The sequence below is a fragment of the Streptomyces sp. ADI95-16 genome (assembly GCF_003721495.1).
GTDB classification, from domain to species: Bacteria; Actinomycetota; Actinomycetes; order Streptomycetales; family Streptomycetaceae; genus Streptomyces; species Streptomyces goshikiensis.
Genome location: NZ_CP033581.1, coordinates 7,752,116 through 7,766,690, shown reverse-complemented (window position 1 = coordinate 7,766,690; position 14,575 = coordinate 7,752,116). Strand labels below are relative to the sequence as shown.

15 protein-coding genes are annotated in these 14,575 nt (G+C 71.7%); 5 read left to right on the top strand and 10 right to left on the bottom strand.

Going from position 1 to position 14,575, the window contains the following annotated elements; all coding sequences use genetic code 11:
• Position 1: 1 nt before the first annotated feature.
• Together EES41_RS34560 and EES41_RS34555 are read left to right on the top strand one after the other, a co-directional pair.
• Entirely contained in the window at positions 2–1,204 is a 1,203-nt protein-coding gene (locus EES41_RS34560) for an erythromycin esterase family protein (RefSeq protein WP_123081823.1), read from the top strand.
• Positions 1,205–1,340: 136 nt separating this feature from the next.
• Positions 1,341–3,857, top strand: a complete 2,517-nt coding sequence (locus EES41_RS34555; RefSeq protein ID WP_123081822.1) for an NPP1 family protein — start codon at positions 1,341–1,343, stop codon at positions 3,855–3,857.
• A gap of 25 nt (positions 3,858–3,882) precedes the next feature.
• On the opposite strand, the gene EES41_RS34550 is transcribed toward EES41_RS34555, so the two are convergent.
• From EES41_RS34550 to EES41_RS34520, 7 genes are all read right to left on the bottom strand, one after another.
• On the bottom strand, positions 3,883–4,092 hold the full coding sequence (locus EES41_RS34550) for an I78 family peptidase inhibitor (RefSeq protein WP_123081821.1): 210 nt from the start codon (positions 4,090–4,092) through the stop codon (positions 3,883–3,885).
• A gap of 106 nt (positions 4,093–4,198) precedes the next feature.
• Entirely contained in the window at positions 4,199–4,435 is a 237-nt protein-coding gene (locus tag EES41_RS34545) for a three-helix bundle dimerization domain-containing protein (RefSeq protein ID WP_123081820.1), read from the bottom strand.
• Between the two features lie 166 nt (positions 4,436–4,601).
• A complete protein-coding gene (locus tag EES41_RS34540) occupies positions 4,602–5,009 on the bottom strand; it encodes a DUF3618 domain-containing protein (protein ID WP_123081819.1) in 408 nt (135 codons plus the stop codon).
• A complete protein-coding gene (locus EES41_RS34535) occupies positions 5,006–5,419 on the bottom strand; it encodes a phage holin family protein (protein WP_123081818.1) in 414 nt (137 codons plus the stop codon). The genes EES41_RS34540 and EES41_RS34535 overlap by 4 nt, the downstream gene beginning before the upstream one ends.
• A 7-nt stretch (positions 5,420–5,426) precedes the next feature.
• Complete coding sequence (locus tag EES41_RS34530; RefSeq protein WP_123081817.1) at positions 5,427–6,566, bottom strand: YihY/virulence factor BrkB family protein; 1,140 nt, start codon at positions 6,564–6,566, stop codon at positions 5,427–5,429.
• 33 nt (positions 6,567–6,599) lie between these two features.
• Complete coding sequence (gene ppk2 / locus EES41_RS34525; protein ID WP_123081816.1) at positions 6,600–7,592, bottom strand: polyphosphate kinase 2; 993 nt, start codon at positions 7,590–7,592, stop codon at positions 6,600–6,602.
• A 446-nt stretch (positions 7,593–8,038) separates the two neighbouring features.
• Positions 8,039–8,509, bottom strand: a complete 471-nt coding sequence (locus EES41_RS34520; RefSeq protein WP_123081815.1) for an SHOCT domain-containing protein — start codon at positions 8,507–8,509, stop codon at positions 8,039–8,041.
• 360 nt (positions 8,510–8,869) lie between these two features.
• Here EES41_RS34520 and EES41_RS34515 point away from each other — a divergent pair, with 360 nt between their 5' ends.
• From EES41_RS34515 to EES41_RS34505, 3 genes are all read left to right on the top strand, one after another.
• The gene (locus tag EES41_RS34515; RefSeq protein WP_123081814.1) at positions 8,870–9,091 is read left to right on the top strand and encodes a hypothetical protein; all 222 of its coding nucleotides are present in this window, start codon (positions 8,870–8,872) and stop codon (positions 9,089–9,091) included.
• Positions 9,092–9,192: 101 nt separating this feature from the next.
• Positions 9,193–10,323 (top strand): glutamate--cysteine ligase, encoded by a 1,131-nt coding sequence (locus EES41_RS34510; protein ID WP_123081813.1) that lies wholly within the window; start codon positions 9,193–9,195, stop codon positions 10,321–10,323.
• 40 nt (positions 10,324–10,363) lie between these two features.
• On the top strand, positions 10,364–10,933 hold the full coding sequence (locus EES41_RS34505) for a GNAT family N-acetyltransferase (RefSeq protein ID WP_123082883.1): 570 nt from the start codon (positions 10,364–10,366) through the stop codon (positions 10,931–10,933).
• A gap of 31 nt (positions 10,934–10,964) precedes the next feature.
• On the opposite strand, the gene EES41_RS34500 is transcribed toward EES41_RS34505, so the two are convergent.
• From EES41_RS34500 to EES41_RS34495, 3 genes are all read right to left on the bottom strand, one after another.
• A complete protein-coding gene (locus EES41_RS34500) occupies positions 10,965–12,554 on the bottom strand; it encodes an NAD(P)/FAD-dependent oxidoreductase (protein ID WP_123081812.1) in 1,590 nt (529 codons plus the stop codon).
• Positions 12,547–12,714, bottom strand: a complete 168-nt coding sequence (locus EES41_RS41715) for a hypothetical protein (RefSeq protein ID WP_164496023.1) — start codon at positions 12,712–12,714, stop codon at positions 12,547–12,549. The genes EES41_RS34500 and EES41_RS41715 overlap by 8 nt, the downstream gene beginning before the upstream one ends.
• A 107-nt stretch (positions 12,715–12,821) precedes the next feature.
• Positions 12,822–14,555: a thiamine pyrophosphate-dependent enzyme gene (locus EES41_RS34495; protein WP_123081811.1), complete on the bottom strand. Its 1,734-nt coding sequence runs from the start codon at positions 14,553–14,555 to the stop codon at positions 12,822–12,824.
• Positions 14,556–14,575 lie beyond the last annotated feature (20 nt).

Genomic DNA, 14,575 nt, shown 5'->3' with positions numbered 1-14,575 from the left:
CATGGCTACTGACATCAAGGACGCCGTCCGTACCGTCGATGCTGCCGCCGTCATGGGGCTGCTCCCGGGCCGGCCCCGGCTGCTGGCCCTGGGTGAGCCCACCCACGGCGAGGACGCGCTGCTCGGCTTGCGCAACGAGCTCTTCCGGCAGTTCGTCGAACAGGAGGGCTACCGGACGATCGCGATCGAGAGCGACTGCCTCATGGGCCTGGTCGTCGATGACTACGTCACCTCGGGCACGGGCAGCCTCGACGAGGCCGTGGAGCGCGGCTTCAGCCACGCCTGGGGCGCTCTCGCGGCCAACCGCGAGCTCGTGCGCTGGATGCGCGCCCACAACGAGGGCCGGCCCGCATCCGAGCGGGTCCGCTTCGCCGGCTTCGACGGCCCGCTGGAGATCTCCGGCGCCGCGAGCCCCCGGCAGGCCCTCACCGCACTCCACGGCTACCTCTCGACCGGGGTGGACGCGGAACTTCTCCCCTGCACCGCGGAAACGCTCGACCGTCTGCTCGGCGCGGACGACCGGTGGACCGATCCCGCCGCGATGACCGACCCGGCCCGGTCCGTGGGGCAGTCGGCCGAGGCCGGTCGGCTGCGGCTGCTCGCCGATGAGCTCGTGGCACTGCTCGACGCGCAGACGCCGCACCTGATCACGGCGACCGGACGGGACGACTGGGACCGGGCGTGCCTGTACGGGCGCACCGCGACCGGCCTGCTGCGCTACCACTACGCGATGGCCGACACCTCTCCGGCCCGCATGACGCGGCTGTGCGCGTTGCGGGACATGATGATGGCCCACAATCTGCTTGCCGTCGCCGCGCGCGGGCCGGCCCTCGTCCATGCCCACAACTCCCATCTGCAACGGGAGAAGAGCACGGTGCGGATGTGGCAGGGGCCGCTGGAGTGGTGGAGCGCCGGCGCCCTGGTCAGCGCCCAACTCGGCGCGGAGTACGCCTTCGTGGCCACGGCCCTCGGCACGATCCGGCACCAGGGGGTGGACACGCCGGCGCCTGACACCGTCGAAGGACTCCTGTACGCGCTCCCGGAGGACCGCTGCGTCATCGACGCCCCTCGGCTGGCCGCCGCACTCGGCGGCACACCGCTCGGGCGCCGCGTGTCCCCCTGGTTCGGCTACGCGCCGCTCGACCCGGCCCATCTGGAGAACGGCGACGGCCTCGTGTTCGTCAAGGACCTGCCGCGGAGCTAGGGCCTGTCGGACAGGAGTGGACAGTCTTCCGCTCCTGTCCGCACTGGAACGTGGACACCGGTGTGCATGATCCTTTGTGTTACGGAGGACCGCGGGTCGCTCGGGCTTCGCGGGCCTCCCCACAGAAAGAGTTGGCATGCACCTTGCAATATCGACGACCCCACCGGTCGTCGACGCGAAGAGAGCGAGACGCGCGCACCGCGGTCCGCGCGGAGGGCTCGCCGGCGCCGCCGGCGGCGCCGCTCTCACCGTCCTGCTGTTGCTGGGCCTCGTCGTCCTCCCGGCCCCGCCCGCGGCGGCGGCCGCCGCCGACCCGCCGCGCGCCCTCCCGCAGAACGCCACCGCGGCGGACCTGAAGTGGCAGCCGGCCCTCGACTACGACACCGACGGCTGCTACAACGTCCCGGCCATCGGGCCCGACGGCCGGATCTCCGAAGGCCTCGGCCACGACAACACCACCGGTGAACGCGACTGCCGCGACCGGTCGGACCTGGACAACACCAACGCCTACTCCCGCCAGCGCTGCAACTCCGGCTGGTGCGTTTACCTCTACGACTACTACTTCGAGAAGGACGTCGCCGTACAGAACGTCGCCGACGCCGGCGGCCACGTCCACGACTGGGAGCACATCGCGGTCTGGGTCCGCAACGACAAGGCCGAGTACGTGGGCGCCTCGGCGCACGGCGGGTACAAGGTGATGGCGGCCGACAAGGTCCGCTGGGAGGGGAACCACCCGAAGATCGTCTACCACAAGGACGGCGGGGCCACCCACGCCTTCCGGTTCGCGACGGCGGGCGACGAACCGCCCGAGAACCACTACGGGCAGTGGCGGCGCTCGACCCTGGTGTCCTACAACGGCTTCCCGGGCGGACTGCGCGACGACCTGTTCGAGTACGACTTCGGCAAGGCCACCATCGGCATCATGGACTCGCAGTTCGCGGCGAACATCAAGGGTTCGATCTCCACACCGCAGAGCGAGTGCACGACGACCGTCGAGGGCACCGTCATCTGCACCGAGGTGCAGGTCCCGCTGATCTCGTTCGACTTCGACCGCGACGAGGGCTCCCCCGGGTTCCCGCCCGAGCCGGACGACCCGGGCGGGGAACCGGGCGGCACCCCGGGCCCCACCGGCGCGCACCTGCGGGTGATGCCCCTCGGGGACTCGATCACGTACGGGGTGGGCAGCTCGACCAAGTCGAGTTACCGGGCCGACCTGTGGAAGTCCCTCAAGGCCCACACCGATGACGTGGCCTTCGTCGGCTCACAGCAGTCGGGGAGCCTGCCCGACGACGACCACGAGGGCTACCCGGGGCGGCGCATCGACCAGGTGGCGTCCATCGCCCACTGCACGGTCGCGCGGACGAAGCCGAACGTGGTGACCCTGCACATCGGCACCAACGACATGAACCAGAGCCACGACCTCGCGGGCGCGCCCAAGCGGATGGGCGCTCTGATCGACCAGGTGCTCGCGGACTCACCCGGCGCGACGGTGCTGGTCGCCACTCTGATCCCGTCGGTCAAGGCCGGCATGCAGCCGAAGATCGACGCGTTCAACGCGGCGCTGCCGGGCGTCGTGGCCCAGCGGGCCGGGCAGGGCAAGCACGTCCTGCTCGTCGGCATGGGCGCGGTCACCCCGTCCGACCTGGCCGAGACCTCCCACCCGAACGACACGGGCTACCGGAAGATGGCCAAGGCCTTCTTCACCGGGATCACCACCGCCCACCAGCGCGGATGGATCCGCACCCCCGACGGCGCCGAGGGCGACCCGAAGACCTGCGGCGTGGACTCCGCCGCCGACCTGGGCAAGGGCTGGAAGCCGATGGGGGTCATCGCCCCCGGAATGGGCGGTCCGGCGGGCCGGATCGACCTGGTCCAGCTCAACGGCGACCACCGGGCCGACTACGTGAAGATCTTCCCGGACGGTTCGGTGCGGGCCGCGCTGAACACCCAGGGGGCGGACGGCCGGATCCACTGGGTGGACCAGGGCATCATCGCCCCCGGCGTGGGCCAGCCCGGGGACTCCGTGCGCTTCGCCGACATGAACGGCGACGGCCTCGACGACTACCTCATCCTGGGCGCCAAGGGCTCCCTGTGGTCGTTCCTCAACAGGCCGGGCAGCGACGGGAAGATCCACTGGGAGGCGCAGGGCCGGGTGTTCCCGTACTACCACGGCACCAAGAAGCCGGGTGACGAGAGCGGTATCAGTCTCGGCTGGACCCGCGACGACGTGCGCCTGGAAGACGTCAACGGCGACGGCCTGGACGACTACCTGGTCGTGGGCCCCGCGGGCTCGATGGACGCCCACGTCCACGTGCCGAACACCATGACCTGGACCAAGATCGACACCTTCGCCACCGGCACCAAGGCCGGGCCCCGCGCCCGCATGCGGCTGGGCGACATCAACGGCGACCGGAAGGCCGACTACCTGGTCGTCGGCAGGACCGGAGCCGTGCACGCCTACGTCAACCACATGACGGGCATGTCCGACGGCAACTGGACCGAGCACAAGTACTTCGCGAAGGAGTCCTTCTACCCGGACACCGCCGTGGCCTTCCGAGACGTCACCGGCGACAACCGGGCCGACTACCTCGTCATCCAGGGCGACCGCGTCCAGGCATGGGAGAACCAGGGAGGCGACAACCTCACCCCCTGACCCAGGGCGGCCGGACCCGGAGCGCTCACCCCTGCCAGGCGCGCTTCACCCGGTCCTCCTCCACCTCGAAGTTGAGGCGTCCGGCGCGAAACTCCATGGTCACCATCGCGCCGGGCGCTACCGAGCGCAGGATCCGCCAGCCCCGTGAGCGGGCTCGGCGCTCGGCCTCAGCTGTTTCGAGACCGACGTAGCGTGCCAGGTCGTCGACGGGGCCGGGGGGCGAGGTAGCAGTCATGGCTCTCGTCTGCCCCGGCTCCGTCGTCCCGACGCCCCACGGGCGGCAGTGGTCCTCGGCGGCGATCGCGGCATCCCGCCCGGCGGCGGGAACCCGGTCGTTCCCGTCAGACGCCTTCCGGCTCGCCCTCCGATCGGGCGGCGCGATACCGGTCGAGGGTGAGACGGGCCTTGCGCTCGGCGAGGATCGGAAGGAACGTCTTCAGCTTCGCGCCCCTCAACTCCCGGCTGACTTCATCGACCGTGGCTTCGACGATGCGGGCGTCGACGTCGGGATACGCGGCTGCGAGGCGGTCGGCGAGGTGTTGGAGGGTGCCGTCCTCGTCGTGGAATCGCTGCGTCATGTCTCCTGAATTCTGTAGCCGTGCCCGTTCAGTCTCACTGCCCACATTGGTGAGGAAACAATGCAGCCGGAAGGAGATCATCAGCCAGATGCGGCGGCGGCCGCCGGGCCGCGACCCGGTCCGCTCCGCCTGCCGACCGGGCTCCCGGGCGGTCGGGGCGCGCCGGCTACCGGCGGCGCCCCCGGCCGCGGCGCACCAGGAGGACGACGACCAGGGCCGCGCCGGCTGCCACGAGGAGCGGCGTGCGGTTGGCGCGGGCGGCCGTCGCGGCCCGGCCGGCCGGGTCGAACAGCGGGTCGGGGTCGGTCGTCTTGTCCTTGACCAGGTGCGCGGCCCGTTCGGTCTTCGTACGGATCTGGTCGGACACCAGAGTGGCCTTCTCGGCGGCCTGTTCCTTCACGGCGGCCGCCTTCTGCTTCGCCCTCGCCTTGATGTCGGTCTTGGCCGCCAGCGCCTCCACGGTCTTCCCGAGCTCGTCACGGGTGCGCTCGATCTGCGCGCGCAGTTCTTCGGGCGCGGGGCTCTCGGAGGCCGGGGCGGGGGTCCCGATGTTGGTGCGTGCTTCGTCGTTCATTGGTGTGCCTTCTCCTTGATCTGGGCCACGTCTGCCTTGATGCTGTCGATGGTCTGCTGGGGGGCCGGGGTGCCTGCCTTGTCGATCTGCTTCTTTCCGGCCAGGGCCACCCCGGCGGCTATCGCCGCCAGCGCCGCCGTGGTGATGAGGGCTGCCGCCCATACCGGCAGTACCAGCGCGAGGGCGGCGATACAGGCCGCCACCAGCGCCTGGGCCGCCAGGATGCCGAGGAGCCCGGCGGCGCCGAAGAGGCCGCCGCCCTTCCCGAAGCGCTTGCCCTTCTGGGTCATTTCCGCGCGGGCCAGCTGCATCTCCTCTCGGACCAGCTCCGAGATCTGCTGCGAGGCTCGCGAGACCAGCACGCTCACCGGTTCCTCGGTGTGGCGGACCGGCCGCTCCATCGTGGTCATGACGAGGTCACCTTGCCTTCCTCGGTCCATCAGAGGCGCCGACCTGCCGGTCGGCCGCCTTCCTCGCGGGTTCCCCGGGTGAGCCGTGTTCACGCGCGGTCACCGCTCCGTGCTCCGACGCTTCCTCGTCGCTCCACGCGCGGGTGTCCCGGGGTTGGACGTAGGGCTCCTCTCCTTCCGGCAGGCCGCCGGCGATCGCGCGCTGGCGGACCAGTTCCGCGTCGAACTCCAGCCCGAGGAGGATCGCCAGGTTGGTGATCCACAGCCACACGAGGAAGACGATCACACCGGCGAGGGTGCCGTACGTCTTGTTGTAGGAGCCGAAGTTCGCGACGTAGAACGCGAAACCGGCCGAGGCCGCCATCCAGATCGCCAGCGCCAGGAAGCTGCCGGGGGTCACCCACTTGAATCCGCGGCCCTTGGCGTTCGGCGCGGCCCAGTAGAGCAGCGCGATCATGATGGTGACGAGGATGACCAGGACCGGCCATTTCACGATCGACCACACCGTCAGGGCGGTGTCTCCGATCCCCAGGGAGCTGCCCACCTGCCGGGCCAGGTTGCCGGAGAAGACCACGATGAGCGCACTGGCGCAGGCCAGGACCATCAGCGTGACGGTCAGGGCCATGCGCAGCGACAGGACCTTCCACACCGGCCGGCCCTCCGGCATGTCGTAGACGGCGTTCGAGGCCCGGATGAACGCGGCGATGTAGCCGGACGCCGACCACACGGCGACGACCAGGCCGACGATCGCCAGCAGGGATCCGACGCCGGAGTGGCCCTGGATCTGCCGGACCGCGTCGGTGACCACGTCGCGGGCGGACCCGGGTGCCAGCTTCTGCAGGTTGTCCAGGACCTCCTTCGTGGCGGACTCGCCCGCGAGGCCGATCAGGGACACCAGTACGAGGAGGGCCGGGAAGAGGGCGAGCACCCCGTAGTAGGTGAGCGCCGCGGCCCGGTCGGCGAGCTCGTCGTCCTTGAACTCCTGGAGCGTGCCGTGCAGCACGGCCTTCCAGGACCGCCCGGGAAGGTCCGAGAGCCGGTCCGGCGCCCGCTCCTCCACCTCGGGGCCGGGGCCGGCCCCGCTTGCGCGGCCGGTTCGCGAGCCGTCGTGCTCGTTGCCGGGTGCCGGCTTCGGTTCGTGTGTCATGTCCTGCGGCTGTCCATCTCAGCGCCACTCATGTCATGACGGCCCGGTGAATCGCGGGCCCGGGTGGTGGCCGGGGCCGGTGGGCGGGCCTCCCAGGGGTGTGGGTGAGAGGTCCGCCGGTTCCTCGCCCGCTTCGAGGAGGGTGTCGGCGGCACCGACGATCAGCGGGTCGGGCCGGCCGACGGCCGCCTCGTCCTTGCTGGCGTAGTCCAGGCGGCACAGCAGGCTGCGCATCGCCTCCAGCCTCCCGCGCCGCTTGTCGTTGCTCTTGACCACCGTCCACGGTGCGTGGTCGGTGTCGGTGGCCCGGAACATCTCGACCTTGGCGGTGGTGTAGGCGTCCCACAGGTCCAGGGACGCGACATCGGTGGGTGAGAGCTTCCACTGGCGTACGGGGTCGACCTGGCGGATCGCGAAGCGGGTGCGCTGTTCGGCGCGGGAGACCGAGAACCAGAACTTGATCAGCAGGACGCCGTCCTCGACGAGCATCGCTTCGAAGGCCGGGCACTGCCGGAGGAAGCGCTGGTACTCCGCGTCGGTGCAGAACCCCATGACCTTCTCGACGCCGGCGCGGTTGTACCAGGAGCGGTCGAAGAAGACGATCTCGCCGCGACCGGGCAGGTGGGCGATGTAGCGCTGGAAGTACCACTGGCCGGCTTCCCGCTCGCTCGGCTTGTCCAGGGCCACGATGTGGGCGTTCCGCGGGTTGAGCCGCTCGGTGAAACGCTGGATGGTGCCGCCCTTGCCGGCCGCGTCCCGGCCCTCGCAGATCACCACCACGCGGGCGCCGGTGTCCTTGACCCAGCGCTGTAGCTTCAGCAGCTCGATCTGCAGGATGCGTTTCGTCCGCTCGTACTCCGCCCGCCGGACCTTTCGGTCGTACGGGTAGTTCTCCCTCCAGGTCCGTATCGGCGCTCCGGACGCGTCGAGCAGTACCGGCTGCTCCGGCCGGGTCGCGTCCACGCTCAGACCCGCGAGCAGCACCTCTTCGGGCTGCGGTCCGCTCTCTTCCTGGTACTGGTTCATACCCTGCGTGTACCCCACACACAGCGGTGATGCCCCGGACGGTGCGCGCGCGGCCGGACGGAACGGGGACGGAACGCAAAGGGCCCCGTCCAGCCGGGGGGGGGATGGCTGAACGGGGCGGGCCCTGACCGGCCGGGGGGGTGACAGGTCAGGGCGTATGAGGGGGGCTGGACGCAGTGGCCCGAAAGGCTTCGGCCCGATGCCCTACTCCGCAGGCTATCGGTTCCGCACGGGTATCGCCCACATACTCGCCCGCGTCTGGATGAACGATCTTCCAGAACCGGACGTTCCCCGCGCGGCCCTCGGGTTCAGTGAGGGCCGTGCGCGCCGGTCAGGCCGGCGCGCACGGTCCAGCCCACTGGAACCGCTCAGCTCCAGCCGAAGACGCGTATGTCCCGTAACCCGGAGATCACACCTGTGACGGCCCCCACACGGGCGGGTGCTCCTCAGCGCTGCTGTTCGTCGCCGGTGAGGCCGGTGACGGAAGTGGCGTGGCTCTCCGGGACGGCGTCGCCGAGGACGAGCGCCTTCGCCTGGCGGAACTCCTCGTCCGTGATGTCTCCGCGCGCCCGCAGGTCGGACAGCTTGGCGAGCTGCTCGGCACCGCTCGGCGGGGCCGCGGCCTCGCGGACGTAGGAGTCGAACTCCTTGCGCTGCGCTCGCGCCTGGTCCAGCTCCCGCTGTCCCATGCCCTTGCCGCGGGCGATGAGGTAGACGAAGACCCCGAGGAACGGCAGCACGATGACGAACGCCAGCCAGCCGGCCTTGCCCCAGCCTCCGAGGGCGTCATCGCGGAAGATATCGAAGATGATCTTGAAGAGCAGGAAGAACCACAGGACCCAGATGGCGAACCCCAGCATGGTCCACAGGACGCTCAACAGCGGGAAGTCGTACGCGAGGTACACCTGAGTGTTCAATTCGTCCCTCCACATGGCCGTGCGTCCGGGGGACATACGCCCTCTTGTACTGACCATCGTGCATCCGCGGGCCCCCGTCGGCATCCCGCCCCGTGCCGGACCGATCGAGGCCCGAGTGCGCGACAGGACCCGGCCGAGGTGACTACCGGCCCGACCGGGCCCTGCGTGCGGGGGACACGCGCCGCCCTGTTCGGGTTTCCGCGCGCCGTCCATCACCAAAACTCGCACGGATGGTGGCAGTTCGCATCTCTTCGGTCACCAGGTGTAGCGGTCGGGTGATGGCACCGGCGCCGGCATGCGCGCTGCGGGTCCTCCGCCGACGATGAGCCCGTACCCCATCCCCGCTGTGAGGAGCTGCTGATGCTGGAACGTGCCCCGCGCAAGGAGCGCGCCAAGGTCGCTTTCGCCCTGTCGGCGGAGGTCCCGCCCGGTCGAGTCCCCGTGGTGGGCGATTTCGCGGTCACCGTCGAGATCCCCGGCAAGAGCGGGCTTTCCCGCCGGTATCTGGCCGCCGGTGATTACTGGTTCAACGACGAAACGGGCGGCGACCGCGACGGACGGGGCGGCCGTTTCCGCCTCTAGTCCGCCGACCCCGGCAGCCGCGGTTCCGCATACCCACCGCCGGCCCGGGCAGGCGGGGACAACCGACCTGGAGAAGGGTCGACGAAGCGATGGGCGGTCGTATGCGGAGCGTGGGCGTTGAGGAAGAACTGCTGCTGGCGGACGCGGACAGCGGGGCGCCGCTGGCCGTGGCGGGAGCCGTTCTCGCCGCGGCCGACCGGGCCCAAGCGGCCGGCGAAGGGGTCGGCGAGGGGCGCAGCCACACGTTCGAGTCGGAACTCCAGGAGGAGCAGGTCGAGTTCGCCACGAAACCGGTGACCGACATGGACGAGCTGCACCAGGAGATCGTCCGGTGGCGGGCCGAGGCCGCCCGGCACGCCGCGACGGCCGGTGCGGTCGTGGCGGCGATCGCGACGTCCCCGCTGGCCGTCCAGCCCTCCATCTCGCCGGGCCACCGCTACGAATGGGTGGCGCGGCAGTTCGGCATGACCGCCCAGGAGCAGCTGACGTGCGGCTGCCACGTGCACGTGTCGGTCGAGTCGGACGAGGAAGGCGTCGGCGTGCTGGACCGCATCCGGCCCTGGCTGCCCCTGCTGACCGCGCTGAGCGCGAACTCGCCGTTCTGGCAGGGCGAGGACACCCTGTACGGCAGCTACCGGAGCCGGGTGTGGAACCGGCTCCCCTCGGCCGGGCCCTTCGACGTGTTCGGCTCTCCGGCGCGCTACCACGCGGAGGTGCGGTCCATGGTGGACTCGGGCGTGCTCCGCGACAAGGGAATGCTCTGGTTCGACGCCCGGCTGTCCGCCACGTACCCCACGGTGGAGATCAGAGTGGCGGACGTGTGCCTCGACGCCTCGACCCCCGTCCTGCTGGCCGGCCTCGTACGGGCGCTGGTCGAGACGGCGGCCCGGGAATGGCGGGCCGGCGAACCGCCCGCGCAGGTCAGTACCGGTCTGCTGCGGCTCGCGTCCTGGCAGGCGGGCCGCTCAGGGCTCGACGGCCCGCTGCTGCACCCCCGCTCGCTGCGGGAGACCTCGCCCGAGACGGCGATCGAAGCACTCCTCCTGCACGTCGGCGACGCGCTGGCCGACTCCGGCGACGAACACCTCGTACGGACCGGCGTCGCGGACCTCCTGGAGCACGGCAACGGCGCGCGCGTACAGCGGGACCTGCTGCGGTCGGACGGGGACCTGGCCGCTGTCGTCCGGCACTGCGCGCGGCGGACGACGGGCGGCGCCGGGGGTTCGAAATAACCGCTGGACACCCTGAACGCGGTGGCGTTGGGTGGTCGGCATGCCGGAACCGGAACTGCGCACCGACCGTCTCCTGCTCCGCCGGTGGCGGGAGTCCGACCTCGAACCGTGGGCGGCGATGAACGCCGATCCCGAAGTCCGGGAGCACCTGGGCGAACTGCTGACGCGGGAGCAGAGCGACGCGGTGGCGGCGCTCATGCGGGCCGAGTTCGACGAGCGGGGCTTCGGCTGGTGGGCGCTCGAAGTGCGGGCGACCGGTGAGTTCATCGGCCGGGCCGGCTTGGACGAGGTGGACGCGGACATGCCGTTCACCGGGGTGGACGTCGGATGGCGGCTGACGCGTTCGGCGTGGGGCCACGGTTACGCCACCGAGGCCGCCCTGAGCTGCCTGGCGTTCGGCTTCGAGGTCCTCGGACTGCCGGAGGTCATCGCCACGACCACCGCCGGGAACGTTCGTTCGCAGGCGGTGATGCGCCGGATCGGCATGACCAGGGACCCGGCCGATGACTTCGAGGATCCGAGCGTGCCGGAAGGGCCGCTCCGCCGGTGCGTGCTGTACCGGACCCGTCGCGATGCGCCGCGGGCGGCGCGCAGGGCCCGCGCTTCGTGAGACTGCCGACGGGCCGTCACCTCGGTACGCGTCAGACGCGTTGCGCGTGGTGGAGGAGGGCGTGGAGGCCGTGCCGGCGCAGCGCCGCCCGGGCGGCGTTCGCCCCGGGCGCGCCGTGGACTCCTCCGCCCGGGTGGGCGGCCGCGGAGGCGAGGTAGAGGCCCCTCACTGGCGTCTCGGGCCGGCCGGTGCCGGGGGTGGGGCGGAAGATCGCCTGTTGGTGGAGGGCGGTGGTGCCGTTGTTGATGGCGCCGTTGTGGAGGTTCTCGTTCATCGCCTGGAGGGTGCCGGGGGCCAGGATCCGGCGGGCGCGGATCCGGGCGCGGAAGCCCGGCGCGAAGCGTTCCACCTGCGCTTCGAGGCGGTCGGCCATGGCTTCCTGTTCGCGGGTGTCCCAACGGCCGGCGATGCCGTCGGGGCCGGCGTCGGCGGTGACGCGCTGCGGGAGGTGGGTGTAGGCCCACGCCGATTCCGTGCCGACGGGTGAGCGGCTGGGGTCCGCCGTGGTCATCTGGCCGAACAGGGCGAACGGCTCGTCGGGGACCTGCCCCATCGCGATCTGCGCGGCGAAGCGGGTCAGGGCGTCGATGCCGTCGGCGACGTGGACCGTGCCCGCGCCGGCCGCTCGCGGCGCCGTCCACGGCACGGGTCCCGTCAGCGCCCAGTCGACCTTGAAGGTCGAGAAGTCCCACTGGAAGCGCTCCAGGTCCCGCAGCAGCCGGCCCGGCAGGTGCTCCTCGCCCACGAGGTCCCGGTACAGGGCCGTCGCCGACGTATCGGCGAGCACGGCCCGCCGGGCGCTGGTTCCCTCCCCGTCCGCGGTCCTGACGCCCACGGCCCTGCCTCCCCGTACGACGACGGAGGTGACCCGCTGACCGCAGCGCAGAACGCCTCCGCGGCGCCGGAACCGGCTCACCAGGGCGGCGGTCAGCGCTCCGGAGCCGCCGACGGGGACGGGGAAGCCGTGGCTCTGCCCGAGCATCGACATCAGCCAGCCGAAGCCGCCGCTGCCCGCGGCCTCGGGGGCGAGGTCGGCGTGCAGGGCGTTGCCCGCGAGCAGCAGCCGGCCGCCCTCCCCCGCGAATTGCTCCTCACCCAGACGGCGTACGGGAAGGGCCAGGTTGCGGGCCAGCCGCAGCCCGCCGGCGGCCCGGAGCCTCGCCGCCAGGCGGAGTCCGGCACGGATCGGGGGGAAGGGGGTGAACAGGGACCGCACCAGGTCCGGCCCGACCCGGCTCCACACCTCGTACATGTCCCGCCAGGCGTCCCCGTCGGCGGGGGCGAACTCCGCCAGCCCGGCGGCCGTATCGGCCGTGCGGCGCTCCAGTACGGCGCACCGGCCGTCCGGCAGCGGGTGGGCGAGTACGGACGGGGCGTGGCTCCACCGCAGGCCCTCGGCGGCGAGGTCGAGGCGGGCGAGCACCGGCGAGGCGGCGGCCAACGGGTAGAAGGCGCTGAAGATGTCCGAGACGTAGTCGGGGTGGACGCCCCGGTCGCTGCGGACGGCGCCTCCGGGTTCCTCCTGCGCCTCCAGGACCTCGACGGACCAGCCGGCGTCGACGAGGACGTTCGCGGCCACCAGGCCGTTGGGCCCGGCGCCGATCACCACGGCGTCAGGCACGGCGCGCGCCGGCGCCGCCGCGCTCCACGACCGTGGCCAGGCGGGCCGGCCTGCCCCGGTGCCGGAGCTGGAGCAGGGTTTCGACCGCGGGGCTGTGGAAGGTGCCAGACTCCGAGACCTCGCGCGGTGAGCGCCGGATCAGCTGATGCCGGACGGCCATGGAAGACGTCCCTCCGTCCACGGGGCGGTGTCAGGGGCAGTGTCAGGGGTGGTGTCACGGTCATCGTGCGCCACCCCGGACCGCCCCGCATCCCGCCCTCCCGGCGGTCAGCCCTCGCGGCTCGGGAGGATCTCCTTCATCTTGGCGATGGCGAAGCCCCAGCCCTGCGCCACGGTCGGCTTGCCCGGTACGGCCACTTCCTCGGGGTTGGTCAGTACGTCCAGCAGGACCGGGCCCGGGGTGTCGAACGCCCGGCGGACGCTGTCGTGGAGATCGGCCGGATCGGTGACGCGGATCCCGGTGAGGCCGAGCGCCGTGGCGACGGCGGCGAAGTCGGGGTTGTCGAGCTCCGTGCCGAACTCGGGCAGGCCCGCCTGCTCCTGTTCGAGCTTGACCATGCCCAGCCGGCGGTTGTCGAAGACGACGAGCTTGACCGGCAGCCGGTACGTCGCCAGGGTCATCAGGTCGCCGAGGAGCATGCCGAGTCCGCCGTCACCGCAGAAGGCGACGATCTGCCGGTCGGGGGCCCAGAGCTGGGCGCCGAGGGCCTGGGGCATGGCGTTGGCCATCGAGCCGAGGTTGTACGAGCCGATCAGGCGCCTGCTTCCGCGCATGGTGACGAAGCGGGAGAGCCAGACGGTGGCCATGCCGGTGTCGGAGGTGAACACGGCGTCCTCGGCGGCGTACGCGTCGACCGCGGCGGCCAGCGCCTCGGGCCGGATCTCGTGGTCACGGTTGTCCAGCGCCGCGCGCAGCTTCCCGGTCCAGCGGTGCTCGTGCTCGGGGTCGGCCAGGCGCCGCTGGCCCTCCTCCCACTTCACGAACCGCTCCCGGGCGTCGTCCAGGTGCGCGCGGTCGGGGGCCCCGGATTCCTTCAGCAGCGGGAGCAGGGCGCGCAGCGTGGCGCCCACGTCGCCGGCGAGGCCCACGTCGACGGGGACCCGGCGCCCCAGGTGCTCCTCACGGGTGTCGATCTGGACCACCTTGCAGTCCTTCGGGTACCAGTCCCGGTAGGGGAAGTCGGTGCCCAGCATGAGGAGGGTGTCGCCGTGGTCGAGGGCGTGGGAGGCGGCGGGGTTGCCGATCAGGCCGGTCTGGCCGACCTGGAAGGGGTTGTCGTCCTCGAAGCCCTCCTTCGCCTTCAGGGTGAGCACCATGGGGGCCGAGAGCAGTTCGGCGGCCCGGAGGACCTCGGTACGGGCGTCGCGGGCTCCGCGGCCGACGAGGAGGGTGACGCGCGAGGCGGCGTTCAGGAGTTCGGCGGCCTCGGCGAGGGCCGGCCCGTCGGGCCGGGTGACGGCGCGTTCGAGGGCGAAGCGCGCCGGGCGGTCGTCGCCGAGTTCCTGGTCGCCGAGGTCGCCGGGGACGGTCAGCACGGCGACGCCGCCTCGGGTCACGGCGGCGCGTACGGCGGACTCCAGCATCCGCGGCATCTGCTCCGGGGAGGTGACGGTGGCCCGGTAGACGGACACGTCGCGGAAGAGGAGGTCGTTGTCGACTTCCTGGAAGTAGTCGCTGCCGATCTCGGCGAGCGGGACCTGTCCGCAGATCGCGAGGACGGGCGTACGGCTCTTCGCGGCGTCGTACAGCCCGTTGAGGAGGTGTACGGAGCCGGGGCCTACCGTGCCCATGCACACCCCGAGGGTGCCGGAGAGCTGGGACTGGGCCCCTGCGGCGAAGGCGGCGGCCTCTTCGTGCCGGCAGCCGACCCAGGTCAGCTCCTCGGTGGTGCGGATCGCGTCGGTCAGCGGGTTCAGGGCGTCTCCGACGACGCCGAATACGTGCCGGACGCCCAGGTCCTTCAGCGCGTCGATGATCACACGGGCCACGGTGCGTGCCACAGGAGTGCCCTTCCCTCGGT

Coding starts and splice junctions, on each gene's coding strand:
- EES41_RS34560 (WP_123081823.1), top strand. CDS start 2: ATGGCTACTGACATCAAGGACGCCGTCCGTACCGTCGATGCTGCCGCC.
- EES41_RS34555 (WP_123081822.1), top strand. CDS start 1,341: ATGCACCTTGCAATATCGACGACCCCACCGGTCGTCGACGCGAAGAGA.
- EES41_RS34550 (WP_123081821.1), bottom strand. CDS start 4,092: ATGACTGCTACCTCGCCCCCCGGCCCCGTCGACGACCTGGCACGCTAC.
- EES41_RS34545 (WP_123081820.1), bottom strand. CDS start 4,435: ATGACGCAGCGATTCCACGACGAGGACGGCACCCTCCAACACCTCGCC.
- EES41_RS34540 (WP_123081819.1), bottom strand. CDS start 5,009: ATGAACGACGAAGCACGCACCAACATCGGGACCCCCGCCCCGGCCTCC.
- EES41_RS34535 (WP_123081818.1), bottom strand. CDS start 5,419: ATGACCACGATGGAGCGGCCGGTCCGCCACACCGAGGAACCGGTGAGC.
- EES41_RS34530 (WP_123081817.1), bottom strand. CDS start 6,566: ATGACACACGAACCGAAGCCGGCACCCGGCAACGAGCACGACGGCTCG.
- ppk2 (WP_123081816.1), bottom strand. CDS start 7,592: ATGAACCAGTACCAGGAAGAGAGCGGACCGCAGCCCGAAGAGGTGCTG.
- EES41_RS34515 (WP_123081814.1), top strand. CDS start 8,870: ATGCTGGAACGTGCCCCGCGCAAGGAGCGCGCCAAGGTCGCTTTCGCC.
- EES41_RS34510 (WP_123081813.1), top strand. CDS start 9,193: ATGCGGAGCGTGGGCGTTGAGGAAGAACTGCTGCTGGCGGACGCGGAC.
- EES41_RS34505 (WP_123082883.1), top strand. CDS start 10,364: ATGCCGGAACCGGAACTGCGCACCGACCGTCTCCTGCTCCGCCGGTGG.
- EES41_RS41715 (WP_164496023.1), bottom strand. CDS start 12,714: ATGGCCGTCCGGCATCAGCTGATCCGGCGCTCACCGCGCGAGGTCTCG.